The organism is Methylobacterium sp. Ger2507, from assembly GCF_055231875.1.
In genome coordinates this window covers 2,636,262-2,660,976 of record NZ_JBUYVC010000001.1, presented here as the reverse complement: position 1 = coordinate 2,660,976, position 24,715 = coordinate 2,636,262, and the positions used below count along the sequence as shown (strand labels likewise).

Below are 24,715 nucleotides of genomic sequence, written 5' to 3'. Positions count from 1 at the left end.
TTAACGGCTTGGAGAGGGCGGCGCCCGATCCTGGGTCCGTGCGGTCGGGGCGGAGGTGGAATGACGGGGTCCGTGAGTCAGCGACGATGCATCCGGGGACCGACGCGGGGCTCAAAGCGGGGCCTGATGCCGGGCCCGGTCGGGAACAGCCATTCGTGACGCGGATTCGGGGGCGGGTTCGACACGTGACGCTGCTGAGGCTGGCGCGCGCCGCTTGGCCGCTGGCCGCCGGTCTCGCCGGGGCGGGCGGGGCTGCCGTGCCGGCGGCGGCCTTCGACCTGTTCGGGCTGTTCGGCTCCGAGGAGGAGCCGCCGGCGCCGAGCGCCGCGGCCCTGCCCTACACGGTGAAGATCTCCGGCATCGACGATGACGACGTCCTGCGGGCGCTGCAGGACACCTCGACCCTCTATCGCCTGCGCCAGGAAGCGCCGCCGGACGGCGAGGGCCTGGTCCGCCGGGCGGAGGCCGACCAGCGCCGCCTCGCCGACGTGCTGTCCGGCTACGGCTATTACCAGGGCACGGTGACGATCCGCATCGACGGCGTGGTGCTGGCCGGCGAGCCGAGCGTCGTCCCGGCCGCCCGCGCGGCGGAGGCGTCGCGCGCCCGCGCCCTGGTTCCGGTCAAGATCGTGGTCGATCCCGGCCCGCTCTACACCCTGCGCTCGATCGCAGCCCGCGACCTCCGGGGCAACCCGTTCCCCGAGGAGATCCTGCCGGAGCGCTTCACCCGTGTCGGCGCCGACGTGCCGGCCCGCTCGGCCACCGTGCTGGCCCGCGAGGCGAAGATCGTCGACCGCTTCCGGGCGCTGGGCCATCCCTTCGCCAAGGCGGCCGCGCGCGATCCCGTCGTGGACGACGCCGCCCACGTCATGGACGTGACCTACACCATCGATCCGGGTCCGATCGCCGGCCTCGGCGAGGTCGCGGTGCGCGGCACCAAGGACATCGATCCGGCGGTGGTGCGCTCGTTCATCTACGCCGAGCCGGGCGATCCCTACTCGCCCAAGGCGGTTTCCGACATTCGCCGCTCGGTCGCCAAGGTCGAGGGCCTCGGCTCGATCCGGGTGCGCGAGGGCGAGACCCTCGACCCCTCCGGCAACCTGCCGATCTTCGTCGACGTCACGGAACGCGAGAAGAACCTGATCGGCGTCGCGGCCCGCTACTCCACCGTCGATGGACCGGGCATCCGGGCCTATTACGCCAACCGCAACCTGTTCGGCGGCGGCGAGACCTTCCGGGTCGATGCCGACATCTACTATCTTGGCAACGATCTCTACGCCAAGCAGCGCAAGGCCGCCGGTATCGATTCGAACGGCCTCGGCGGGCGGCTCTCGGCCACCTTCGTCAAGCCGGCCCTGTGGGGCACCCGCAACGATTTCATCGCCAACGTCTTCGCGGGCCGCGAGGCGCAGCAATCCTACGTCAGCGATGCGGCCGGCGGCACGGTGGCCCTGCGCCACCGCTTCTCCGACACCTTCTTCGCCCAGGTCGGCCTCGACGGACAGGCAGGGCGCTCGCAGGATGCCCTCGGCAAGGTCGATTACCGCCTCATCGGCGTGCCGGTCTCGGTGTCCTACGATTCCACCGACAACCTGCTCGATCCGACCGAGGGCGTGCGCCTGACCGCCTCGGCGACGCCCTATGCGGGCATCCTCGGCTCCGACCCGTCGATCTTCGTCGCCAAGGCGCAGGGCTCGACCTACTACGCCTTCGACGACGAGGCCCGCTACATCCTGGCCGGCCGCATCGGCTTCGGCTCGATCTCGGGGGCCAGCCTGGAGGATATCCCGGCCAATATCCGCTTCTTCGCCGGCGGCGGCGGCTCGGTGCGCGGCTTCCCCTATCGGACGCTCGGGCCGCGCGGACCCTTCAACTTGCCGATCGGCGGCCGCAGCCTGCTCGAAGCTTCGGTGGAGGCGCGCATCAAGGTCACCGACACGATCGGGGTGGTGCCGTTCATCGACGCCGGCACGGCCTTCGCCGGCAGCGTCCCCGACTTCGACGAGCGCATCCGCTACGCGGTCGGCCTGGGCCTGCGCTACTACACCGGCATCGGCCCGATCCGGGTCGACGTCGCCTTCCCGATGGACCGCATCAAGGGCAACCGCGAGCGCCCCGTGGCCCTGTACATCAGCCTGGGACAGTCCTTTTGATGGGATTTCGGAAGCGTTCCCATGCGGGGATCTCGATCGCGCGGATAGCGACCCTCTCCCCTCTGCAGGCGAGGGTGCCTGCGGAGCAGGCGGGAGAGGGGGCGCCCTGTCCGGACACGTCGCTCCCCTCTCCCGACCCGCTCCGCGCGTCACCCTCCCCCGCAAGGAGGGTCGGGAAAGCGCGCCTCCTCGCCGCCACCCTGTGCCTGTCCGTCTTCGCCGCGACGCCCGCCACCCTCACCCGTGCCGATGACGGCGAGAAGACCGTGCTGGGCGGCCTGCTGTCGAAGGCCCTGTCGACGCCGGGGTCGCGGGTCGCCATCGGGGCGGTGGACGGTGCCCTGTCGTCGGACGCCACCATCCGCGACGTGGCGATCAGCGACGCCAACGGCGTCTGGCTGAAGCTCGACCGGGCGCGCCTGGTATGGCGCCGCCTGGCGCTCCTGTCGGGCCGCCTGGAGGTGGAGAGCCTGGAAGTCGGGCGCCTCGAAGTGCTGCGCCGCCCCCTTCCCGCTCCGGTCTCGGCGACGCCCGAGCCCGACGGGTCGCTGCTGCCCGACCTGCCGGTCAAGGTCGAGATCAAGACGTTCAAGCTCGCCGAACTGATCCTCGGCGAGGCCCTGGCCGGGCAGCCGGCCCGCCTTACCGCCGAGGGCCGGGCCAAGCTCGGTGCCCCGTCCGAGGGCCTCGACCTCGACGTCTCCGTGCGCCGCCTCGACGCCGAGGGCCGGTTCGGCGCCCGGTTGCTGTTCGTGCCGAAGGGCGAGATTCTGGAATTGAAAACCACCCTGGTGGAGCCCGCCGGTGGGCTCCTGTCCAAGGCCGCCAACCTGCCGGGGACGCCGGCGATCAATCTCGACCTCGACGGGCGTGGCAGCCTCGACGCCTGGAATGCCCGCCTCGACTTCGATGCCGGCCCCGATCTCGGCGCCCGGGGCACCGCCCGCATCTCCCGCATCGGTGCGGAGCGCCGGCTCGCCCTCGACCTCGCCTCGCGGATCGAGGGGCTGCTGCCCGGCCCGGCCGCGGCGATCTTCTCCGGCACGACCAAGCTCGACGGTGGCCTGCGCTTTTCCGACAGCGGCGCCTTCGGCATCGACCGCCTGGAACTCACTTCGCGCACCGCCCGCCTCGAGGCACGGGGTACCCTGACCGCCGATCGGGTCGCCGACTTCCTCGTCTCCGCCCGCGCCGTGCCCACCGAGGGCGGCGTCACCAAGGCGGCGGATGCCGAACTCGACACCCTGGTGTTCGACGGCAGCCTGAAGGGACCGATCGCGCGTCCCATCGTCAACGGCACCCTCAAGGCCGCGGGCCTGCGCGCCGGCGGCTCGGCCCTGGAGCGGATCGACGCCGCTCTGTCGATGGTGCCGGCCGGCACCGACCCGGCGGCCGCGCGCTTCGCGCTTTCCGCCGACGCCAAGGTCGACGGCCTGCGCCTCGCCGATCCGGCCCTGCGCCGGGCCATCGGATCGCGGGCTGGATTGACCTTCCGCGGCACGCTGCAGCCCGACGGCGTCGTCGATGTCGCCGCGTTCACGCTCGACGGGCCGACGGCCCGCGCGACCTATGCCGGCAAGGTCGGGCAGAACACCCTCACGGGCACGCTCGACGCGGCCCTGTCCGATCTCGCGGCCTTCTCGGAGGTGGCCGGGCGGCCGCTCTCCGGCACCCTGACGGCGCGGGCGGCGCTGAGCGGCGATCCGGCCCGCAAGGCGGTCAACGCCGATGTGGATCTGCGCAGCTCGGGCCTCGTCCTGTCGTTGCCGGCGCTCGACCGCACGCTCGGTCCCTCGCCGCGCTTCAGCGGCCGCCTGTCTCAGGTCTATGACGGCTACGCCTTCGACAATGCCCGCTTCGAAGGGGCCGAGATCGTCGGCCGCCTGGAGGGCCGCGCCACCGCGCGCCTGGCCGACGCCAAGCTGGTGGTCGACCTGAAGGACCTCTCGACCCTCGACCCGAAGCTCGCCGGCCGCGCGCTCCTCGACGGACGCCTCACCGGCACCCTGGAGAAGCCCGACCTCAAAGCCACGCTCACCACCGACGACGCCCGCGCCCTCGGGCGGCCCCTGCGCGACCTCCGGGTCGAGACGGCGCTGACGGACGTCACCGGCGCCCTCGACGGCACCCTGCGGGTGTCCGGCGAGGTGGGCGGCAAGGCCCTGCGCGGCGATGCCCACGTGGCCCGGCCGTCGCCCGATGCCTGGATCCTCGACCGCCTCGCCTTCGGCCTCGGCTCCGTCGCCCTGGACGGCCATGCCGCCCTCGACGCCCGCACCCTTCTCACCGAGGGGGCGCTGGCCCTCAAGGCCGGCAACCTCGACGATCTCGCGCCCCTGGCCCTGACGCCCATGGGCGGCAACGTCGAAGCGGCCATCACCCTGTCCCGCGCGGGCGGGCGCCAGGATGCCGCCATCCTGGCGAACGGGGCGTCGCTCCGGTTCGGCGAATTCGGTCTGTCGCGCCTTGATGCCGATCTGAAAGGGCGGGACCTGCTCGGCCGTCCGGTCGTCGACGGGCGGGTCAATGCCGACCGCATCCTTGCCTCCGGCCAGAGCCTCGACACCGTGCGGCTCGTCGCCGTGGGCTCGCCCAGCGCCAGCGACATCACCCTCACGGCCAAAGCCCGGGGCTTCGACCTCGACGGCGCCGCCCGGCTCGTGCCCGGCGAGCGCACGCGCATCGAGCTGGCCCGCTTCTCCGCCGCGCGCGGCGGCGACCGTTTCGCCCTGGCCGGCCCCGCCAGCGTGACCCTCGACGCGGGCTCGGCCGTCATCGACAATCTCGTGGTCGCCGCCGGCAGCGGCCGCCTCAGCCTGTCGGGCCGGGTCGGACAGGCCCTCGACCTCAAGCTCGGTATCCGCAGTCTGCCCCTGGCCCTGGCGCGGATCGCTTCGCCCAACCTCGCCCTGACCGGGACCCTGGACGGCGAGGCCGACCTGCGCGGCTCGGCGAGCCGGCCCGAGGGTCGCTACGCCCTGACGGTCGCCCGCCTCGTCACGCCCGAGACCCGCAAGGCCGGCCTCCCGCCCATCGACGCGCGGGCGAGCGGCACGGTGAGCGACGGACGGGCCGGCATCGACGGACGGGTGTCCGCCGGACGCGGGGCCGAGATGACGGTGACGGGCTCGCTGCCGGTGGCGCCGGGCGAGGCCCTGGCGGTGAAGCTGCGCGGGACCCTCGACGCGGCGCTCGCCAACAGCTTCCTCAGCGTCGGCGGCCAGCGCGTCGCCGGCCGCATCGCCCTCGATGCCGGCGTGGCCGGAACCCTCGCGGCCCCCCGGGCCGAGGGCAGCGCCACCCTGACGGGTGGTTCCTTCACCGACCCGCTCCAGGGCATCCGCCTCACCAACATCGAGGGCCGGGTGACCGGGCGCGGGGACACCCTGGTGGTGGAGCGCCTGACCGCCCTGACCCGCAACGGCGGCAGCCTGCGCGGCGACGGCAAGGTGGCGCTCGATCCCGCCGCAGGCTTCCCCGGCTCCATCCGGGTGATGGCCGAGCGCGCCGAACTGGTCTCCAGCCCGCTGATGACGGCGGTGGCGAGCCTCAATCTCGCGCTGACGGGCCCGCTGGCCCGGACGCCGAAGGTGGCCGGCCGCATCGACCTCGTCTCGGTCGACGTCTCGGTGCCGGACCGCCTGCCCGCCACGGTGCAGCCCCTGCCCGAGATCCGCCGGGTCAACACGCCGCCGGACGTCCGCGCCCGCCTCGCCGCGCGCGCCGACCGCCGCGCCAAGATCGCGGCCCTGGGCCGCAAGGGCAAGGCCGCCGCGCCCTTCGACGCCACCCTCGACGTGGCGGTGAACGCGCCCAACCGCATCTTCGTGCGCGGCCGCGGCATCGATGCCGAACTCGGCGGATCGCTCCGGCTGACCGGCTCCTCGCGCGACCCCGTCGCCACCGGCGATTTCGAGATGCGGCGCGGCCGCCTCAGCGTGGTCGGCCAGCGCCTCGACTTCACCCGCGGGCGCCTGGTTTTCGGCGGCGAGATCGCCACCCCCGACCTCGACTTCGTCGCCGAGACCAAGGCCGCCGAGGTCACGGCACGCATCGCCGTCACCGGGCCGGCCAACCAGCCGAGCTTCCTGCTCACTTCGGACCCGAGCCTGCCGCAGGACGAGGTGCTGTCGCGCCTGCTGTTCAAGAAGGCCTCGGGCGGCCTGTCGCCGTTCCAGGCGCTGCAGCTGGCGCAGGCGGTGGCGCAGTTCTCGGGCGGGGCCGGCGGCGTGGACGTGTTCGAGCAGGCCCGCAAGGGCCTGGGGCTCGACAGCCTCGACGTTTCCACGGGCGCCAGCGGCGGACCGGCGCTCGGCGCCTCGCGCTATCTCAGCGACCGCCTCAGCGTCGGCGTGAAGGCCGGAGCCAAGCCGGCCGATACGGCGGCGACGGTGGATTACGACGTGACCCGGCGCATCAAGATCCAGGGCGAGGCCGGCAGCGACGGCCGCACGGCGGTGGGTGTCGGCGCCGAGTGGGAATACTGAGCCTCAGCGCATCAGCCCGAACGCATCAGCCTCAGCGCATCACCCAGAGTGCCTGGCCGAACCGGCTCATCGGCTCGTGGAAATGGGTGACGAGAACGATCGCCCACAGCGTGCCGAGAAGCGTGGTGAGGCCGAGCAGGATCACCTCGCCGGACTCGTGCAGCCGCAGGAAGCGACGGGCGACGGAGGAGGACATGGAGGGAGAAACGGGATCGTGCGCGCGGTTGGCCATTGCGTCTCCGGAGCGGGTTTGATCTGACGTGTCCCGCCGCAAGGCATGGGCCAGCCTGTGTTCGAGACCCGGCTTTCGCCGGCCTCTCGCGCAACCGTGAAGGCTGCGGCTCGCCCGTCCCCACACTCCGTCAGGACACGCCCAATCCCGTGACCGCCGCATCCCTGCTGATCTACCCGGATCCCGGCTTGCGCCGTGTCGCGGAGCCTGTCCTGCACGTCGACGAGGCCTTACGGGCCGCCGCCCGCGACCTCGAGGCGGTGATGCTGGCGGTTTCGGCCCTTGGGCTGACCCTGCCGCATATCGGTCGCCCGCAGCGCCTCGTGCTGCTGCGGATGGAGCCGGGCGAGCCGGTGACCGCCTACGTCAACCCCGAGATCGTCTGGGCCTCGCCGGAGCGCGGCCCGCAAACGGAGGGGAGCGTGTCGATGCCGGGGGTGATGGAGGTGGTCGATCGCGCCGTGCGGGTCCGGGTCCGCTACCGCGACCTCGACGGGACGGAGCGGGAAGAGGAGGCGGAGGGGTTCCGGGCGGCCTGCCTGCAGCACGAGATCGATCAGCTCGACGGCGTCTTCTGGATCGAGCGCCTGTCCCGCTTGCGCCGCGAGCGCGCGATCAAGCGCTTCGCCAAGCTGCGCCGGGCCGGTGCCTGAGGCCGATCATGGCTCGGATTCGGCCGCCATGCGTTATCGCTCGGCAGCGGAGCGCCCCCTTCCCCCTGTTGAGCGCGGCTCGCGCGCAGATCGGCCCGATAGACCCGATGCGATTTCTCCTGCTCGTCCTCGCCCTCGGCGCCGTCGTGCCGGCCGGTGCCTCGGCCGCACCGGCCGCGGCGGTGGCGCCGCCCCCGGCCATCGGCTGCCCGTCGCTGGCCAATCTACGCCTGCTCCTGCGGCAGGCGAAGAACGATGCCGGCGGGGCCGCCGCGATGCTGGCCGACGACAAGGCCGATCACCTCGGCTGCGCCGTCGTCGCGCGTGAGACGGTTTCGGGGATCTCGGAGCACCTCTCGCTCAACGGCAACGCCTACGATTGCCTGACCCTGAGGACCACCGCCATCTGCCAATGGGTGGTCGCCGGCACGGTTGCGCCGTCCGGCGCCACGCCGGGCAAATCCCGATCCGGCGACAAGGGGCGTGCCCCGGAGAAAGCCGCACCGCCGGAGAAAGCCGCGCCATTGGAGAAAGCCCGCCGATGATTCGTCCCTGTCTGTTCGCAAGCTTCCTTTTTCTGGGAGCCACCGGGGTGGCGGCACCGGCCCGGGCCGCCGAATCAACCGATGTCATCGGCTGCGACACCCTGGTCGAGCTTCGGGTTCTGATGGCGCGGGGTGATCACGCGGCGATCGAAGCCGCCCTTCCCGGCCATCCAGGCTGTCGCCGGATCGCACGGGCTCGGATCGGGGCGGCGGAGCATCGCGCCATGGTCGGCGGTGCCCCGTTCGAATGCCTCGCCGTCAAGCAGGCGAGTGCGTGCGCGTGGATTCTGCCATAAGTTGAAACCGGCCGCGCGTCCGGACGGGACGACGCGAGACCAGACCATGAGGGGATTTATGTCGGGACCGATACGAGCGCGCGGTGTGGGGATCTTGGGCTGCGTGAGCCTTGCCATGGCGGTGGCTGTGGCGGCGACGGGGGCGCTGGCCCAGGGCGCCTCGACGCCGATCCAGAGCCCGCAGGACGCAGCCTGCCGCGACGAGGCCCGCGACAAGGTGTTCTCCACCCCCGATCCGAAGGGCCTCGGCCTCTACGCGATCGGTCGTCAGCTCTACTTCGCCTGCATGAAGCGGAATCCGGCCGCCCCGCGCCGGCGGGAACGGCCCCGGACCTAGCGCCGAGGCCTCATGGCGCCCCGGCGGGTCGGAATCAGACGCTGAGCGGGGCGCCGATGCGGGCGCGCAGGACGTGCCGAAGGTTCTCGTTGGCGGTGGTGTCGGCATCCAGGGCCGACATCAGGCGGAGCAGGCGGCTGATCGGCGTGGTCCGGTCCTGGACCGCCGCATCGATCAGGGAGTGGAGGGGCGCCTGCTCGCAGGGCATCTGAGAGGTCGGGTTCGTCTGGGCCGGCTGGGGCATGGTCCGCGGATCCGTGGCGTGATCGGACGCGATCACGGCCGGCTCGCTACGCCATCACTTGACGGGGCGCCAGAGTTTTTTGCCATCTATCCATAGCCGGCACGCAATCCTGTCCTGCGCACCGGAACAAACACGGATCAAGTTGGAATGTGTGGATCGCTGCAGATCCCGCACCGCCTGTGATCCGGATGCCGGCTCAGGCGATGCGAATCGACCTCACCGTGCCAGGGGAGAATCCCGGTAGCCGTCGAGAAGATCCTGCGGGTCCCGGTAGAGGGCGATGCAGCCCGCCGCGCTCAGACCCGCCTCGGGAAATCCCCCGCACAGCACGCCGACGGTGCGCAGCCCGGCCTTGTTCGCGGCCTCGGCATCGTAGGGCGTATCGCCGATGACGATCGCCGCCTCGGCCGAGAGCGGCGCGAGCTTTGTCAGGGCGGCCTGAAAGATGTCGGGGAAGGGCTTCGAGCGCTCGACGTCGTCGGAGCTGACGACGACGTCGGTCAGATCCTCGATCTCGAGGAGCGACTGATAATGCGCGACCTCGCTGCCCTTGCCGGACGAGGCCAGCGCCAGGGTGATCCCCTCCCCCTTGAGGTGCTGGAACAGGGCGCGAACGCCCGGAAACGGCTTCACCTTCGGCAGGTAGTCGCGCTTGAACAGGTCCGAGCGATAGGCCTCGATCGCCTCGCCTTCACGCTCCACCCGCTCCGCGTCGAGGAACACCGGCAGGAGCTGGTCGCCGCCCTTGCCGATCTGGCTCCGGGCCTGGTCGTGCGAGACGGTCACGCCGAAATGCGCGAAGGCGTCAACCCAGGCCTGGGCGTGGAGATCGACGCTGTCGAGCAAGGTCCCGTCGATATCGAAGATCACCGCCCGCACGGTCTTGGTCATCACGTCGTCCCGGTCCCGAAGCCGGCCTCCGGCCGACCAGCCGAGGCACCGGGGGCGAACGGGTGATGATCCCGACTGTTCCGCCGCCGCCTCGGTTTTCCGGGGCGTGCGGGGTGGGCCTAGCGCGGAAAGATGTGCAGGCCGTCGTCGGGCAGGAGATTGCGGGCCGGACCGCCGGTCTGCTGGCCGCGGCCCTGCTGGTAATAGGGCAACTCCGGGCGCCGGTCGTTGTCGCCGCCCGAATCGTACTCGTAGGGCCGGCTCCAGGGGGCACGGCCGCCGACGCCGCCGGTGCTGTCGACATCGAGGATCACCGGGCCGTCCCGCAGGGGGCCGGGACCCGCCACGGCGCCGATCGGAAGGCCCGCGATGCTGAGGGCCAGGAGGGTCGAGAGGGTGGTCTTCATGATGCCTCGCGGAGACAGGAGGGTGCGCGCAACCGGCCGGCGCATCGCCGTCTTGACGCGGTCAACGGTCAAGGTTCCGCTTCGTTCCGCCGCAGGGGCGGGGTCGCGACGGATACGAAAAAACCCGCTCCCCCAGGGGAAGCGGGCTTTTGCTCTCATCGCAGTCCGAGAAGCCTCGGGCGAAGCTCAGTGCACCGTGGCGACGCTCTCGGCACCGAGGTGACGGGCGGATGCACGGGGCGCCCGGGGGGCGGCACTCTTGGTGGAAGCGCTCTTCGTCGTGCCGGCCTTGTCGGCCGCCTGGGTCTTGGATGCAGCAGCCTTTGACGAAGCAGTCTTGGTCGCAGCAGTTTTGGTCGCAGCAGTTTTGGCCGACGCAGTCTTGGACTCCGCCTTCTTCGACGCGGACTTGCCGGCGCCGGCATCCTTCGCCGATCCCTTGTCCGAGGCTTTGGCGGCCGCCTTGGCCTTGCCCTCGACGGCGGCGCCGGCGCTGCGGCTCCGGCTCGCCTTGGCCTTCAGGGTCCCGGACAGAACTTCGGCCGGGCTGGCCGAAAGGGTCAGATCCGGGGCGACGCTGTGGACCACGGCGATCTCGGAACGCAAGCCGGCCTGCAGTTCGCGCTCGGCGCGCAGCCAGTGGGCCTCGGCCTGGCCGAAGGTCCGGCCCTCGTCCTCCCAGATGAAATAGGCGCGCTCGCGCACCTGATGGTCGAAGGGGTTCATCGCGGTTTCCTCATCCGTGCGGTCCCGTGTGCCGCCGAAGATGAAACCGGATGGTTAAGCCAGCGTTAACCGCGTCCCTTGGCCGAGGGCTCGGACAGGCGGCGGGCATTGGCCTGCACCGTGCGCCGGTAGCCCGCGACCACCCGGGCGGGAGAGCCGCCGGTCGCCATGAGCAGGACCGCCTCATTGGCGGCCATGATCTTTTCGGTGACCATGCGCTCGGCCTCGATCTGAGCCGCCGCCCCGCCCGCAGTCATCATCGCCAGGCGCAGACCGATCACCTGCTGCGATTCCATCGCCAGCAGGGTCGCATCCATGCCGAGCTTCCACCACGAACCGAACATGCAGCCTCACTCCCAAAGCCAGCGTCAAGCTTCCGTCGGGCCAATCCGTTCCCGCCGCGCCGACGGTCGCCTGGGGATCAATCGAACAGGCGGTTCTTCGCGCCCGACCCGCCGAGGCTGATCTTCTTGGCGCCCGACCCGCCGAGGCTGATCTTCTTGGGCGGCGCGGCGGCCGGGCTCGGGACGGCGGGGCGGGCCGGCTTCAGACGGGACTGGCCGTAGACCACGGAGCCGATCTCGTCGGCGACCCGCACCAGATCCTCGCGCTCGCAGGCCCGCGCCACCCGCAGGCCGAGCTGGTGCATGTGGCTCTTGCCGTAGAGGTAGACCGCGAGGCGCGCCCGCGTGGTGGTCGACATGGCGTCGAGAATTTCGGGCAGGTCGTCCTCGTCGGCCCGGTAGACCTGTCCGAGGAGTTCGAGGGAGACCGGGCAATCCGGGTCCGGAACGGCGCCGCTGGTCGGATGGGACTGCGTCATGGAGCGTCTGCCTGTGCGAGGGGTGGTGGGGTCGCGGCCGCGAGACCGGCCGCGATGGGAGTCGGTGCGTCCGCCTCCGGGCGCACCGGAACCGGCGGCGTGGCCGGGCCCAGGGGTGCGAGGCATCCCGTGCAGACGGAGGCGATGGCAATGCGGGACCGTGCCTCGGCCCGCTGCCAGACCGCCTCGCTCCGGGCCCGCGCGGCCCGGGCGATCGCGTCGTCCGAGGTCGCCGCGCCGCCGAGGCCGGTGAGCGACTCGCCGGCGGGACGGATGCGCAGGAACAGCGGTTCCTGGGCCTGAGCCATGCCCGCCGTCGCCACCCCGATAGCAGGCGCGAGGGTCGCGAGGCTACCGGTGATTGCCAGGGCGGTGCGAAAGCTCAGCTGCATCGACTCCTCGATCGGACCTGCATGGATTGGACCTGCACGGATCGGACCCGCGCGCGATGGAGACCGTCGGGGCCCGCCCCATGGTTCCGCCGAAGAGGGTTAACAGGTGCTGAAGGGAACCGGATGCCGCAGCGGCAGCGCGTCGGCTCGACCCCCGCCGGAGCCACGGCCTAACAGGACGCCATGGAACCCAACGTCTATCTCCTGATGGCCGCCGCCCTGGCGTATTCCGGCTACATGCTCATCGCCATGCGGTCGTAGATGGAGCGGGAAACCCCCGGTCGCCGGTCGCTCAGGTGCGATCACCCTTCTGGATCACCGCGCAGGCCGTGACCGGGCGACCACCCATCTCCGAGACCGAGCAGGTCACGAGGGCCGCCCCGAGGTCGACCTTGCTGTGGCGCGTCGTCGTGGCCGCCTCGTGGGCCCTGGTGGCCGCTGCGGCGATCGAATCAGCGCCCAGCCCCGTCACGGCATGCCCCGCCCGTCCGACCAGCGCGAAATAGCCGGCCGGCAGCGGCGTGCCCTTGTACTGCACGCCGGTGGCCGAGAGGTCGCCGCACGCCAGGGTCATGCCGATGCCGTCGGCGGCGCCGAGTTCGGCGAAATCCGTCGTCCGGTTCACCAGGCGCGCCTGGGTCTCGGCCACGACCCGGTCGATGAGGTCGCCGCAGGAATCAGCCGCGGCGGGGTCGGCCAGGAACAGGGCGGGCACGAGGACGAGGAGGAAGGCGGAGATGGGGGCGCGCATGTCCGTCCATCTAAGGGCCAGCGGCGGCTTGTCGAGCGCGCACGCGCCGATGCCTCCGGCCGCGAATGTCACAGGCGCTTGCGCGGCGGACGCGGACGCCGGAACACCCCCACCACCTCGAGATGGCCGGAATAGGCGAACTGATCGACGGGGGTGACCCGCTCCAGGGTGTAGCCGCCCGCCACCAGGGTGGCGGCGTCGCGTGCGAAGGTGCCGACGTCGCAGGCCACGCCGATGACCAGCGGCACCTTCGATTCGGCGAGGCGGGCCGCCTGGGCACCGGCTCCGGCACGGGGCGGATCGAACACCGCCGCGTCGTAGGCGTCGAGTTCGAGGGGCAGCAGCGGACGGCGGAAGAGGTCGCGGCGCTCGGTGGTCACTTGGCGCAGGCCCGGCACCGCCCGGACCGCCCGGTCGAGGCTCGCCAGCGCGGCGGCATCGCCCTCGACCGCGTGGACGTCGCGGGTCCGGGCCATGGCGAGGCTGAAGGGGCCGCTGCCGGAGAACAGGTCGACCACCCGCTTGGTCTTCTTGTCGAGGGCGGCGATCACCGCTTCGGTCAGGACCGCCTCGCCCGCCTGCGTGGCCTGGAGAAAGCCGCCCGCCGGCGGCACCAGCCGCAGGCCCGCGCTGGCGACCGCCGGCGCGCGGCGCTCCACCAGCACCTCCCCGTGCAGGGACAGGCGCGCGAGATCGAGGTCGTCGGCGAGGCGAACGAGGGCCGCGCGTACCCCCTCGGCGGCCGGGCCGTGGCCCCGGATATCCACGTCGAGGCCGGCTTCGGTGGCGGTGAAGGCGACGTCGAGGGGCTTGCGGCCGTGGCCGAGCGGCGCGCTGAGGGCGATGGCGACCGCCGGGGCCCGGTGCAGGGCCGGGACGGTGATCGGGCAGAGATCGATGGCGACGAGGTCGTGGCTGCGGGCGGCCATGAGGCCGGCCTGGGCGGCCCCCTCGACGGCGCGGACATGCAGGGTCAGGCGGCGCCGGCCCTCGCCCCGCGCGTCGACCACCGGCTCCGGCGCGACAGCCAGCCCCGCCTGTGACAGGGCCTGGAGAAGATGCCCGCGCTTCCAGGCGTGATAGGGCTCGGGTGCCAGGTGCTGGACGGCGCAGCCGCCGCAGGCACCGAAATACGGGCAGAACGGCGCGATCCGGTCGGGCGAGGCCTGCTCCACCGCCACCAGGACGCCGCGCGTGCCGGCGCGTCGGATCGTGACCCGCTCGCCCGGCAGGGCCAGGGCAACGGCGGTGCCGTCCTCGGCCAGGCCGTCGCCGCGCGCGCCGAGGCGGCGGATCTCGAGGGTTTCCACGGGGGACTCGGTCATGCAGTTGGGTCCAAGGGTCTCAAGGTCGGAGGGTCCGAGGCCGGGTTTTCCGAATCCGGGGTTTCCGAAGTCAGGCGCTTCGAAGTGCGCGGTTCCGGACCCAGTCTCGCCCCGATCAGGAACTCGCGGTTGCCGTCGCCGCCGGTGACGGGGGACGGGATCAGCCCCAGCACACGCATCCCGGCGGCGGCGAGTACGGCCTGGATCTCGGCGCAGACGGCGTCGTGGATGGCCGGATCGCGTACGATCCCGCCGCGCCCGACCCGCGCCCGACCGGCCTCGAATTGCGGCTTGATTAGCGCTGCGAGCGCCGCGCCGGGGGCGAGCAGCGGCAGGATCGCCGGCAGCACGAGGCGCAGGGAAATGAAGCTGACATCGATCGTACAGAATTCGGGCGCGCGCGGGATCGACGACCGGTCGAGGGCGCGGATATCGACGCCCTCCAGGCTGGTGACGCGCGGGTCGGTCCGCAGCGACGCGTGCAACTGGTCGCGCCCGACATCGACGGCGTAGACGTGCGAGGCCCCGGCGCGCAGCAGCGCGTCGGTAAAGCCCCCCGTGGAGGCGCCGACATCGAGGCAGACCCGGCCGGCCGGATCGAGCCCGAAGGCGTCGAGGGCGGCGACGAGCTTCACGCCACCGCGGGAAACGAAGGGGTGCGGGGCGGTCGCCTCGAGCCGCGCGTCGCGGTCGAGCAGGTCCGAAGCCCGCGCCACCGGCTGGTCGTCCGCCCGCACCAGTCCGGCTGCGATGGCGGCCTGGGCCCGGGCCCGGCTCTCGAACACACCCCGCTCGACCAGCAGGCGGTCGGCCCTCAGCCGGTCCCGATTCATCACCCCATCCAACGCACTGACATCCCGCCGGCCTCCGGGCCGTTGCTTCCCGCTACACCACAACATCCCGGGGGCGAACGAAATTCGTGACGATTTCGGTCGCCCTTCCGGGGCGCTCTGCGCCATAGACGTGGAGGGGATGCGACTCAGGTCGCGCGCGGAACGGTTGCGCTGGACCGGGTTTGTGCCCGGACGCAGGAGCCGAGCGGTCCGTCGCGGGCGACGGATTCGATCCGCGCCGGATCTCGGTCGAGACATAGGACGAGTCATGGGTGTGACGCAGGAATCGGGTGTGCCGCAGGAATCGGATGTGCCGCAGCAATCGGATGTGCCGCAGGAAATCGAGCTGAAGCTGCAGTGCGAGGCGGGCGACCTCGCCGAACTGAGCCGGCACCCGTTCCTCCAGGATTCGCCTCAGGATGCCGCGTCGGACCAGGATGCGCCGCGCCCGGAGACCGCTCTCCTCACCTCGACTTATTTCGACACGGCTGAGGGCGACCTGCGTGCCGCCGGCCTGACCCTGCGCGTGCGCCGCGACGGCGACCGATTCGTCCAGACCGTGAAGGCCGCCTCGGCGGGAGCGGGGCTGTTCGACCGGGCCGAGTGGGAGATGCCCGTCGCGGACGAGGCTCCGGATCTCGCGGTTCTCGGCGACACGCCGGTGCCCGCCGTGCTGGAGGCCGCCTCCGACGCCCACCTCGCGCCCGCCTTCGTCACCCGCGTCGAGCGGCGCACCCGCATCGTGCGCTACGGGGCTTCGCGCATCGAGGCCGCGTTCGACGAGGGCCGGATCGAGACCCGGAACGGCGACGCTCCCCTGTGGGAGCTGGAACTCGAACTGATCGAGGGACGCCCCGACGACCTGTTCACTCTGGCCCAGGCCCTGGCCGAGACGGTGCCGCTGCGCCTCGGCGCCCTCAGCAAGTCGGCCCGCGGCTTCAGCCTCCTCGACGGCACCCTGCGGCGGCCGAGCAAGGCGCGGCCGGTGCGGCTGTCCCCGGAGGCCACCACGGGGGAGGCCTTCCAGGCCATCGCGCAGGCCTGCCTCGCGCATCTGCGCCGCAACGAGGACGTCTTCCTCCACAACCGGCACGTGGAGGCCCTGCACCAGCTGCGCGTCGCCCTGCGCCGCCTGCGCTCCGCCTTCACCCTGTTCAAGCCGATGCTGGCGAACGACCCGGTGGCCGCGACCCTGCGCGAGGAGATCAAGCGCATCTCCGAGCCGTTCGGACATGCCCGCAACCTCGACGTCTTCCTGGCCGAGACCCTGCCGGCCGAGATGGCCCGGCGCCCGGACGAGGCCGGCCTGGACGATCTGCGCCGGCGCCTCGAGGCGGAGCGCGACCGCGCCCATGACGGCGTGATCGCGACCCTCGAGGCGCAGGAATGGCGCAGCCTCATCCTGGATATCGCCGCCTGGCTCGAGACGGGGGCTTGGCGCACCCGGCGCGAGGCCGAGGCGGCAGAGGATGCGGCGGCGGAGGGAGCCGGCCGGGAGGGAGCCGTCCCGGAGGGCGTCGACCCGCAGGCGCCTGCCCGCGACTTCGCCGCCACGGTCCTCGACAAGGTTCTGCGGCGCATCCGCAAGCGCGGCCGCCATCTCGCCCGCCTGGAGGCCGAGGAGCGGCACCGGGTACGGATCGAGGCCAAGAAGCTGCGCTACGGGGCCGAGTTCTTCGGCAGCCTCTATGCCGGCAAGAAGGCCCACAAGCGGCACAAGGCCTTCGTCTCGACGCTCTCGGACCTGCAGGACCATCTCGGCATCCTGAACGACCAGGCCACCGCCCATATGGTGCTGTCTAGCCTGGTCACCGGCCCCGATCCGTCGGAGATCCCCGGCGAGACCGTGTTCGCGGCCGGCCTCGCCGCCGGCGACAACGAGGCCGGCGCCAAGGCCCTGTTGAAGGCCGCCGCCGCGGCCCATGCCGAGCTGCTCGACGTTAAGCCGTTCTGGCACTGAGGCCGGGCGCCCCGGGGTGGGCGTCAGGCCTCGCGCGGGCTCAGGGCGTAGAGCGTGATGGCGGCCGCGTTCGACACGTTGATGCTGCGGATTTCGCCGCTGAACGGAATGCGCGCGAGCACGTCGCAATTGTCGCGGGTGCGCTGGCGCAGGCCCTTGCCCTCGGCCCCCAGCACGATCACCGCCGGCCGCTTGGGGCCGATGCTGTCGAGGGCGGTCTCGGCGTCGGAATCGAGGCCGATCCGGGTGAAGCCGCGCTTGCCGAGGTCGACCAGCGCGTCCGACAGGTTGCGCACCACGATGAGCGGCACGTGCTCCAGCCCGCCCGAGGCGGATTTGGCCAGAACGCCGGTGGCGTTGGGCGAGTGGCGGGCCGTGGTGATGATGCCGGCCACGCCGAAGGCGGCGGCGGTGCGGACGATGGCGCCGACATTGTGCGGATCGGTGATCTGGTCGAGGGCGAGCAGCAGCACATCGTCGCCGAGTTCGTCGAGGTCCGGCCCCGGCAGCGGGTCGGCCTCCAGGTACAGGCCCTGGTGAACCGCGTCCGGCCCGAGCAGGGCGTTGATGGCGCTCGGCCGCACCATCTCGGGATCGATCCGCAGGGGACCGATCTCCTCGGCGAGCCGCGTCATGGCGTTCTCGGTGGCGAGCAGGCGGTGGAGCTTGCGCCCCTCATTGGCCAGCGCCTGCGCCACCGGATGCCAGCCGTAGAGCACCACGTGGTCGCCCGACGCCGCCGCCACGCTGGCGGCGCCGCGCTGGTTCTGCGGGGGACCGCGCCGGAAGGGGCCTCGCGAGAAGCCGGGCTTGTTCGTCCTCGGGCCCGGCGGGCCGTCGCGTCGCGTCGTCATGGGGTGTCGATCCGCTTTCCGGCCGCCCCTGAAACAGGCGCGCCGCGTCTGGGGTTCGACAAACCGGCCGGGGCCGTTTTCGTCAAGCGGCAAACTAGCGTCGCCTCCCCCGTTGCCCCCGCGGCCGAAGCCGCCTATAGAACCGCTCACCGCAGCAGCGCCCTTCGTCTAGCGGTCCAGGACGTCGCCCTTTCACGGCGAAAACACGGGTTCGATTCCCGTAGGGCGCGCCATTCTGCTCAGGCCTACGGGCCGGTCGACCGCCCTTCCATCGCTGACGTCTTCGTGACCGCTGTCGCAACACGCGTCCGCGTGCCGCCCTATGTTCAGGCGATGGGTCCGATGTCTCGCGAGCGCTGCCCGACGACCGAACTTCCCAAGCCGGCCTGCGCGGGATCGGACCGGCGCGAGCCCGTGTCGCCCCGGCACCGCGCATGGCCGGATCGGCGATCGTGAGCGGCGGGGCTCGTCCGCCGCGCTGCGTCCACTACGTCGGCTTCCGCGACGATCGCTACCAGAACGCCTACCGGGTGTTCGGCGGCCCCCGCGTCATCCACCGGCGCTGGGATTTCTACGCGACCCGCGATGTCGGCCCGGACGACGTGGTGATCTTCGCCGAGGGCGACGAGACCCAGGCGATGGCCACGCGGAACGCGACCGATCTCGACGAGCGCTGGCTGTTCGGCGCAACGCCCCTGCCCGACCCCTGAAAACGAGGAAACCCCGCGCCGGTGACGGCAGCGGGGCTTCGGACGTCTCGGCGCGCGGGGACGCGCTTCAGGCGGCCTTCTTGCCGCCCTTGGCCTTCGGCTGCACGTCCTCGTCCTCGTTGCGGTTGGCAACCTGGCCGAGGCCGATCGACTTGGCCAGTTCCGAGCGCATGGCGGCGTAGGACGGTGCGACCATCGGGTAATCGGCCGGCAGGCCGTAGCGCTGGCGGTAGCTGTGCGGGTCGAGACCGTGGCTGCTGAGGTGACGCTTCAGGGTCTTGTAGCTCTTGCCGTCGAGGAAGCTGACGATGCCGTCCGGCGTCACCGACTTGCGGATCTGGGCGGCGCTCGGCTTCTCGATCTCGGCTTCCTCGGAAACCGGAGCGACACCGCCGGCGAGGCCGCTCAGGGACGCATGCACGTTGCGGATCAGATCCGGCAGATCGCTCGGGCGAACCGGGTTGTTCGAAACATAGGCCGCCACGATGTCGGCCGCGAGGTCGACGAAGTCAGTTGTTTGAATTTCGGTATTTTCGGACATGCGAACTTTTCTTTTCCTGCGCCCCCAGACGGCAAATCGCCCATCCGAAGGCATTTATCAAGCGCCAGCCGCCAATTCGGTCGACCAACAGGGCAGATATGCACGATTCGGATAGGAGATGTCCACAACTCCGAGGCTACCGTGAAGGTTGTTCCGCACGAATATTGCTGGATTGTTCCAGCGCGAAGCGGTGAATCTGTCGGGTGCAGGGCACTCTGCCATGCGGATCGCCGCCTGAGCGGGCCTGATCGCCACGCCCCGGAACGGCCGGTATCGCACCGGAGCGATGGCGCGCGCGGCGGCCTCGACAGGAGAGTCCGCCCCGGATGCTTAAGACTTCGTGACTTCGGGTGCGGTCCGCTCGTCCGTCAGCGCCGCCCGCTGGCGTTCCGACTGCCGGCGGCCGAGCCAGAGACTGTTCAGGAGCCAGAGCGCCGACAGGGGAATGGCGGTCACCGCGACCGCTGTCGAGCCGAGCCCCAGGGCGCCGATGCCGGCGAAGGACCAGGCGCCGAGCTGGTCGCCGGTGCGATACACCACCGTGTCGATGAAGTTCTTGGCCTTGTAGCGATCCTCGCGCGGCACGACGGTGAACAGCACCTCGCGGATCGGGCGCGCGATGGCGAAGTTCCCGGCCCGCCGCAGCACCTGAAACACCACGATGGCGGTGATGGTCGGCGAGACCGCGAGCGCGGCGAAGCCGAGGATGCTGGCGGCGGGCAGCAGCGCGAGGGCGGGGCCGACGCCGATCCGGCGTACGATCCGCCCCGTGAGGAAGAACTGCACCCCGAGCGTCAGCAGGTTCACCAGGAGGTCGACGCTGGCGAAGAAGGCGGTCTGGGCGCCGCGATCGGGGAAGCTGCGCTTGGCGATGCCGGCCTGCTCGAAATACAGGAAGGTCGAGGTCACGGAGAACAGCAGCAGGAACAGGCCGATGTTCAGCAGATAGGGCGAGCGGACGGTGCGGGTGATGCCCGCGAAGACGCTGCCGCCGATCGCTTCCGCGGGGTGCGCCTCTGCGCCGATCGCCGCGCCGGCGCCTGGGGCCCGGTGCAAGCGGTCGGACAAGCGCGCGAGCCCGCGCATGCTGAACACGGCCACTTCGAGCAGGAGCGCCGCGCCGAGCAGGAGCGCCCAGGTCGGGGCGTCGCGGGCCAGGATGGCGGTGGTGGCCGAGCCCGCGATGGCGCCGAGGGTCGCGCCGGCGGCGATGAAGCCGAACAGGCGCTTGCCCTGCTCGGTGGAGAACACGTCGACGATGGTGGCCCAGAACACCGAGACCACGAACAGGTTGAAGATCGAGAGCCAGATGAAGAAGGCCCGGCCGATCCAGACGTCGCCCTCGGGGCCGGCGAGATAGAGCCCGCCGGCGAACAGCAGGATGTTGGCGGCGAAGAACCGGTAGGTCAGCGGCACGAAGCGCGCGCGCGGCAGCGTCTTGACCAGCCAGGCGAACGGAACGTTGAGCGCCAGCATGCCCACGAGCGTGCCGGTGAACAGCCACGGCAGGTTCTCGATCCCGCCGGCGACGCCCATCTGGTCGCGGATCGGGCGCAGGACGTAGTAGGCGGCCAGGATCGAGAAGATGTAGGCCCACGACCAGGCGAGGGCCGGCGCCTCTCCCGGTCGCACATCGACCAGGCGCCCGAGCCAGGTCGATGCGCGCGGGTCGGCGCCGGCCCCGGCCGTCACCGCGACACGCCCAGACGGGTTGCCAGTTCCGGCGCGGTCAGGTCCAGGCCGAAGCCCGGCGACCCCATGGCGAAGCTGTCCGCCTTCGCCAGCGGCCCGACCGGTACGGGATCGAAGCCCGCATCGGTCACGAGCTGCGCCACGCTCTTCAGCGCCTCGGCGTCGTCGCCGGCGATCGGGATGGCCATGCGGCCGCCGTCGCGGCGGGCGTTCTTGGCGAAGACCTTGTAGTTGGCCGCGTTGAAGGCCCGGACGACCCGGGTGCCGGCGAGATACTTGGCCGAGACCGCCGCGATGCCGTTCGCCTGTACCTCGCCGTAGACCTCGCCGTCGCGGGCCTGGGTCGCGTTGCCGGCATCGATCACGACCTTGCCCGTCCAGGCGCCCGCGTAATCCTGCGCGAGCTGCGGGTAGGCCTTGTAGGGCACCGCGACCAGGATGACGTCGCCGAAGGCGATCGCCTCGGCGGGCGTGCCGGCGCGGGCTTTCGGTCCGAGTTCCTCGACCAGGGACGTCAGCGTCTCGGGATGGCGGGAGGACAGCATCACCTCATGCCCGGCCTTCGCCCACAGCCCCCCGAGGGTGCCGCCGATATTGCCGGCGCCGATGATGCCGATCCGGGCCGGCTGTGCCGCCGTCTGAGCCTGGGCAGGCGCCGCCGATCCGAGCGCGAGGGCGGCGAGCGCCAGGATCGTGCGGCGGGAAATGAACCTAGAGTGCATCGACGAAGGCCTCCATTCGGGTGCGTTGGGCGGCATCGGGCAGGCGGCCGCGCGCGGCCCCGAGGTTGTCCTCGACATAGGCGGCCTTGGCCATCCCGGGGATCGGGCAGGTCACCGCCGCGTGCCCCAGGACGTATTTCAGGAAGAATTGCGGCCAGGTCGCGCAATCGAACTCGGCGGTCCAGGCGGGAAGCGCCCGCCCCTGCACGGCCTTGAACAGGCGGTCGCGCCCGAACGGCACGTTGACCATCACGGCCATGCCGCGTTCGGCGGCGAGCGGCAGGATGCGCTCGGCGGCGCGGCGGTCGTCGAGGGCGTAATTGACCTGAATGACGTCCAGCGTCTCGCGCTTCATCAGGGCTTCGAGGTCCCCGAACTGGCTGTCGCGCCAGACCGTGACGCCGACGTAGCGGATCTTCTTCTGCGCCTTCAGCTCCCGCAGGGTGGCGAGATTCGCCGACGGATCGATGAGGTTGTGGACCGCGATGAGGTCGATCATCCCGGTGTTCAGGCGCTTGAACGAGCGGGCGATCTCGGCGGCGCCGGCCTCGCGGCCCGGCGTTCCGACCTTGCTGCACAGGAAGACCTTTTCGCGCAGGCTGCCCTGCCCGGGGATGCCATCGGGAGCGAGGATCAGGCCGAGCACGTCTTCGGCGGTGCCGTAGCTCGGCGCCGTATCGATGACGCTGCCGCCCAGGGCCACGAACCGCTGCACCGCCTCCCGCAAGGGGGCGATCGCCTCAGCGGTGGGCTCGACCTCGTAGCGGCGCGAGGTGCCGATGCCGATCACCGGAAGAGTCTCGCCCGTGGACGGGATCGGGCGTCGCAGCAGGGCGGCCGGCTCCGCCGCGACGGCGGACGTGCCGAAGCGGGACAGCGACAGGGGCAGCAGGCCGGCGCCGGCCAGGACGGCGCGTCGGGAAGGAGGCATCGGCAGGGTCTCCGGCGGGACGAGTGCGGAGCTTCATCTAGGGCCGTGCGTCGGACTTCGACATGGGCCGACTTTGACATTGGCCGACTTCGAGATGGGCCGAGTTCGGCTTCGGTGTCGCCTCGAAGAGCAGGGGGCTGCCGCCGGGAGACGTTGCCGGCGGCGCTCTGATCGGAGCGGCCCCGACCGCAGAGGCCATCGTCGACACGTGGCCGGGTTCCCGATGCCTGTGCCGATCGCGCCCGGCGGTCTTCCACTCTGGTCTGTCGGGGTTGTTGGTGCGTCACCGGGAGGCGGAGCCGAAATTCAGTTTCGTTTCCGATACAGACAAGGCATGATTGAATACCGATGGTCGGGTGGTATATTGACGAGAAGAGCCTGGGAACAGTTCTTTGACTCAAGATCAAGATGCTGCGTTGCACGAAGATCGGGCAAGCAGGAGCAAAACGGAATGGATCGGTCTGATCAGGACGCAGGAGGGAACTGAAATTCCCTGCAGCGTGAAAGATGTTTCGGCGACCGGAGCCAAGCTCAGTGTCTCCGAGAACATCCAGCTCCCGTACGAATTCATGCTCAAAGTTGTTGGAATGGATTATGTGTGCGCGGTGGCGCTCGCGTGGCGCGTGGGAAATCTCGTCGGCGTGCGGATCGTGAAGTTCGCGAAGCTGGTCCCCAAGCGGGTTCTTCCCGCGGACTCGCGCGAAGCGACGGATTGGGCGCCGCATCAACGCCATGGCACCCGCCGCTATCGCCGGCTCGACTGATTCATCGCTTTGCCGTGACGATCGGAGGCGCGGCCCGCCACCGACCCGGCATCGGCACCTCCCTCCGATGCCGCGATCAGCGATGGCCGAAGCGGAACGCGGGTGGTCCGGGATCGCGTGTCCGAGCCCGCGGCGGGAGGCGCGATCAGACGAACTCGGTCGTCAGCTTGGCGCTGGTGACGGCGACGCGATCCCGTCCCGCGGCCTTGGCGGCGTAGAGCGCGAGATCCGCCCGCTTGAGCAGCGTTCCGACCTCGTCGCCCTCGACCCAGCTGCTCACGCCGATGCTCACCGTGAATCGCAGCGAATTGGTCCGGTCGAGCATCCGGCGTGCGGAGCATTGCCGGCGGATGCGGTGCGCCACCACCGAGGCGCCGCCGAGACTGTGCCCCGGCATGACCAAAGCGTATTCCTCGCCCCCGATCCGGCCCGCGAGGCTTCCGGTTTCGCGCAGGATCTGGGCGACGCTGCGGATCACCAGGTCGCCGACATCATGACCGTGGCGATCGTTGATGCTCTTGAAATGGTCGATGTCGATCTGCAGCACCGAGAGGGGCTGATCGGCGGAGGCGGCGTGGAGTTCCGCGCGGGCCAGACGCAGCAGCGCGCCGCGATTGAAGAGTTGCGTCAGGTGATCCGTGTCGGCCTGCTTGATCAGGGCATGCTGCAGCTTCAGGACCCGCTCGGCCGCGCGCAGCCGTCCGTACAGCTCCCGCGAACTCGGCGGCTTGGCCAAAAAGTCGTCTGCCCCGCTGTCCAGGATTTCGTCGATGGGTCGGGTGTCGCGTGCCGACGACATCGCCAGGATCGTCAGCGGGCGGCGGTCATCCGCGAGGGCGCGCAGGGACCAGCAGAGTTCCAGTCCATCCAGGGGGTGAACCTCCAGGCTGGTGAGGACGCAGGTCGCGGCCGGATTGCCCGCGACATAGGCGAGCGCCGCCGCCGAATCGGCGAACTCGACGACCGTATGGCCCCCGTTCACCAGCATTCGGGCGATCGCCTTCCGCATCAGCCGGCTCGAATCGACCAGGACAACGTGCATAACGATCCTTCTGCAGACTGATCGAGCGAACCGGATGCCGGGGCGGGTGCGATCGGGTGGAGCGTATCGGCGGACGCCTGAATCAGGGTGGGTTCGAGCCGTCGCAGGTTGGGTGCGGCCCGGACTTCGGAGAGGATCGATGCCTCCGGCGGCGGGCCTGCCTCGCTTGAAGTCGACGGCTTCGGTCCACAATGCGGGGTAGAATTTACGAGATTCCTAATGCTACCGGTTGAGTTGGCCGGGTTTCCGCCGAACCGCCGCCCATTCCGTCACGGCGTCCCGTTTCTTCGTCCGGTCTCTTCTCTTTGGCCGGTCCGTTCTCTTCGCCCGGTCCGTTCTCTTCGCCCGGTCCGTTCTCTTCGCCCGGTCATTTCACCCGATGTCGTCACCCGGTATCGGTACCC

Annotated in this window: 26 protein-coding genes and 1 tRNA gene; 9 read left to right on the top strand and 18 right to left on the bottom strand. The window is 71.0% G+C overall.

The genetic code is table 11. From position 1 onward, the window contains the following. Nucleotides 1-221 precede the first annotated feature (221 nt). On the top strand, nt 222-2,153 hold the full coding sequence (locus ACV7NL_RS12330) for an autotransporter assembly complex protein TamA (RefSeq protein WP_244478313.1): 1,932 nt from the start codon (nt 222-224) through the stop codon (nt 2,151-2,153). Nucleotides 2,154-2,353: 200 nt separating this feature from the next. Next, a complete protein-coding gene (locus tag ACV7NL_RS12325; protein WP_463357112.1) occupies nt 2,354-6,640 on the top strand; it encodes a translocation/assembly module TamB domain-containing protein in 4,287 nt (1,428 codons plus the stop codon). A 31-nt stretch (nt 6,641-6,671) separates the two neighbouring features. Here ACV7NL_RS12325 and ACV7NL_RS12320 read toward each other — a convergent pair whose 3' ends face one another. Further along, entirely contained in the window at nt 6,672-6,872 is a 201-nt protein-coding gene (locus ACV7NL_RS12320) for a hypothetical protein (RefSeq protein WP_056180429.1), read from the bottom strand. Between the two features lie 149 nt (nt 6,873-7,021). Between ACV7NL_RS12320 and ACV7NL_RS12315 the strand changes: the two genes are divergently transcribed. Next, complete coding sequence (locus ACV7NL_RS12315) at nt 7,022-7,525, top strand: peptide deformylase (protein WP_247634649.1); 504 nt, start codon at nt 7,022-7,024, stop codon at nt 7,523-7,525. A 107-nt stretch (nt 7,526-7,632) separates the two neighbouring features. Continuing rightward, on the top strand, nt 7,633-8,070 hold the full coding sequence (locus ACV7NL_RS12310; protein ID WP_156633810.1) for a hypothetical protein: 438 nt from the start codon (nt 7,633-7,635) through the stop codon (nt 8,068-8,070). Nucleotides 8,071-8,144: 74 nt separating this feature from the next. On the opposite strand, the gene ACV7NL_RS12305 is transcribed toward ACV7NL_RS12310, so the two are convergent. Further along, entirely contained in the window at nt 8,145-8,288 is a 144-nt protein-coding gene (locus ACV7NL_RS12305; RefSeq protein WP_463355824.1) for a hypothetical protein, read from the bottom strand. A 181-nt stretch (nt 8,289-8,469) separates the two neighbouring features. Here ACV7NL_RS12305 and ACV7NL_RS12300 point away from each other — a divergent pair, with 181 nt between their 5' ends. Next, on the top strand, nt 8,470-8,703 hold the full coding sequence (locus ACV7NL_RS12300) for a hypothetical protein (RefSeq protein WP_338011490.1): 234 nt from the start codon (nt 8,470-8,472) through the stop codon (nt 8,701-8,703). A gap of 34 nt (nt 8,704-8,737) precedes the next feature. Here ACV7NL_RS12300 and ACV7NL_RS12295 read toward each other — a convergent pair whose 3' ends face one another. The 10 genes from ACV7NL_RS12295 to ACV7NL_RS12250 all read right to left on the bottom strand — a co-directional run bounded on the left by ACV7NL_RS12295 (nt 8,738) and on the right by ACV7NL_RS12250 (nt 15,095). Next, nucleotides 8,738-8,947 carry a hypothetical protein gene (locus ACV7NL_RS12295; RefSeq protein WP_056180441.1) on the bottom strand — a complete coding sequence of 70 codons (210 nt, stop codon included), beginning with the start codon at nt 8,945-8,947 and terminating at the stop codon, nt 8,738-8,740. A gap of 216 nt (nt 8,948-9,163) precedes the next feature. Then, complete coding sequence (locus ACV7NL_RS12290; protein WP_056180444.1) at nt 9,164-9,838, bottom strand: HAD family hydrolase; 675 nt, start codon at nt 9,836-9,838, stop codon at nt 9,164-9,166. 119 nt (nt 9,839-9,957) lie between these two features. After that, entirely contained in the window at nt 9,958-10,245 is a 288-nt protein-coding gene (locus ACV7NL_RS12285; RefSeq protein WP_056180551.1) for a hypothetical protein, read from the bottom strand. A 186-nt stretch (nt 10,246-10,431) separates the two neighbouring features. Further along, nucleotides 10,432-10,971, bottom strand: a complete 540-nt coding sequence (locus tag ACV7NL_RS12280; protein ID WP_463355823.1) for a DUF2934 domain-containing protein — start codon at nt 10,969-10,971, stop codon at nt 10,432-10,434. A 65-nt stretch (nt 10,972-11,036) separates the two neighbouring features. After that, on the bottom strand, nt 11,037-11,315 hold the full coding sequence (locus tag ACV7NL_RS12275; RefSeq protein ID WP_056180451.1) for a hypothetical protein: 279 nt from the start codon (nt 11,313-11,315) through the stop codon (nt 11,037-11,039). 77 nt (nt 11,316-11,392) lie between these two features. Next, the gene (locus ACV7NL_RS12270; RefSeq protein ID WP_056180454.1) at nt 11,393-11,794 is read right to left on the bottom strand and encodes a hypothetical protein; all 402 of its coding nucleotides are present in this window, start codon (nt 11,792-11,794) and stop codon (nt 11,393-11,395) included. Then, on the bottom strand, nt 11,791-12,186 hold the full coding sequence (locus ACV7NL_RS12265) for a hypothetical protein (protein WP_463355822.1): 396 nt from the start codon (nt 12,184-12,186) through the stop codon (nt 11,791-11,793). Before ACV7NL_RS12265 ends, ACV7NL_RS12270 begins: the two co-directional genes overlap by 4 nt. 292 nt (nt 12,187-12,478) lie before the next feature. Then, nucleotides 12,479-12,937, bottom strand: a complete 459-nt coding sequence (locus ACV7NL_RS12260) for a hypothetical protein (protein WP_463355821.1) — start codon at nt 12,935-12,937, stop codon at nt 12,479-12,481. 68 nt (nt 12,938-13,005) lie between these two features. After that, nucleotides 13,006-14,262 carry a class I SAM-dependent RNA methyltransferase gene (locus ACV7NL_RS12255; protein ID WP_056479792.1) on the bottom strand — a complete coding sequence of 419 codons (1,257 nt, stop codon included), beginning with the start codon at nt 14,260-14,262 and terminating at the stop codon, nt 13,006-13,008. Then, on the bottom strand, nt 14,259-15,095 hold the full coding sequence (locus ACV7NL_RS12250) for a TlyA family RNA methyltransferase (RefSeq protein ID WP_463355820.1): 837 nt from the start codon (nt 15,093-15,095) through the stop codon (nt 14,259-14,261). The genes ACV7NL_RS12255 and ACV7NL_RS12250 overlap by 4 nt, the downstream gene beginning before the upstream one ends. 268 nt (nt 15,096-15,363) lie before the next feature. On the opposite strand from ACV7NL_RS12250, the gene ACV7NL_RS12245 reads away from it, so the two are divergent. Beyond that, nucleotides 15,364-17,055 (top strand): CYTH and CHAD domain-containing protein, encoded by a 1,692-nt coding sequence (locus ACV7NL_RS12245; protein WP_463355819.1) that lies wholly within the window; start codon nt 15,364-15,366, stop codon nt 17,053-17,055. A 23-nt stretch (nt 17,056-17,078) separates the two neighbouring features. Here ACV7NL_RS12245 and rlmB read toward each other — a convergent pair whose 3' ends face one another. Further along, nucleotides 17,079-17,909 carry a 23S rRNA (guanosine(2251)-2'-O)-methyltransferase RlmB gene (gene rlmB, locus ACV7NL_RS12240; protein WP_244476781.1) on the bottom strand — a complete coding sequence of 277 codons (831 nt, stop codon included), beginning with the start codon at nt 17,907-17,909 and terminating at the stop codon, nt 17,079-17,081. 157 nt (nt 17,910-18,066) lie between these two features. On the opposite strand from rlmB, the gene ACV7NL_RS12235 reads away from it, so the two are divergent. Further along, a tRNA-Glu gene (locus tag ACV7NL_RS12235) sits at nt 18,067-18,142 on the top strand. Between the two features lie 219 nt (nt 18,143-18,361). Then, nucleotides 18,362-18,619 (top strand): hypothetical protein, encoded by a 258-nt coding sequence (locus ACV7NL_RS12230; RefSeq protein WP_244476780.1) that lies wholly within the window; start codon nt 18,362-18,364, stop codon nt 18,617-18,619. A 67-nt stretch (nt 18,620-18,686) separates the two neighbouring features. Here ACV7NL_RS12230 and ACV7NL_RS12225 read toward each other — a convergent pair whose 3' ends face one another. From ACV7NL_RS12225 to ACV7NL_RS12210, 4 genes are all read right to left on the bottom strand, one after another. Beyond that, entirely contained in the window at nt 18,687-19,160 is a 474-nt protein-coding gene (locus tag ACV7NL_RS12225) for a Ros/MucR family transcriptional regulator (RefSeq protein ID WP_056185878.1), read from the bottom strand. Between the two features lie 330 nt (nt 19,161-19,490). After that, entirely contained in the window at nt 19,491-20,852 is a 1,362-nt protein-coding gene (locus ACV7NL_RS12220; RefSeq protein WP_463355818.1) for an NTP/NDP exchange transporter, read from the bottom strand. After that, the gene (locus ACV7NL_RS12215; protein ID WP_463355817.1) at nt 20,849-21,574 is read right to left on the bottom strand and encodes an NADPH-dependent F420 reductase; all 726 of its coding nucleotides are present in this window, start codon (nt 21,572-21,574) and stop codon (nt 20,849-20,851) included. Before ACV7NL_RS12215 ends, ACV7NL_RS12220 begins: the two co-directional genes overlap by 4 nt. Continuing rightward, on the bottom strand, nt 21,564-22,505 hold the full coding sequence (locus ACV7NL_RS12210; RefSeq protein ID WP_056479780.1) for an aldo/keto reductase: 942 nt from the start codon (nt 22,503-22,505) through the stop codon (nt 21,564-21,566). The genes ACV7NL_RS12215 and ACV7NL_RS12210 overlap by 11 nt, the downstream gene beginning before the upstream one ends. A 392-nt stretch (nt 22,506-22,897) precedes the next feature. On the opposite strand from ACV7NL_RS12210, the gene ACV7NL_RS12205 reads away from it, so the two are divergent. Continuing rightward, nucleotides 22,898-23,269 carry a PilZ domain-containing protein gene (locus tag ACV7NL_RS12205; RefSeq protein ID WP_463355816.1) on the top strand — a complete coding sequence of 124 codons (372 nt, stop codon included), beginning with the start codon at nt 22,898-22,900 and terminating at the stop codon, nt 23,267-23,269. Between the two features lie 145 nt (nt 23,270-23,414). On the opposite strand, the gene ACV7NL_RS12200 is transcribed toward ACV7NL_RS12205, so the two are convergent. Further along, nucleotides 23,415-24,311 (bottom strand): GGDEF domain-containing protein, encoded by an 897-nt coding sequence (locus ACV7NL_RS12200; RefSeq protein WP_463355815.1) that lies wholly within the window; start codon nt 24,309-24,311, stop codon nt 23,415-23,417. Between the last annotated feature and the right edge of the window lie 404 nt (nt 24,312-24,715).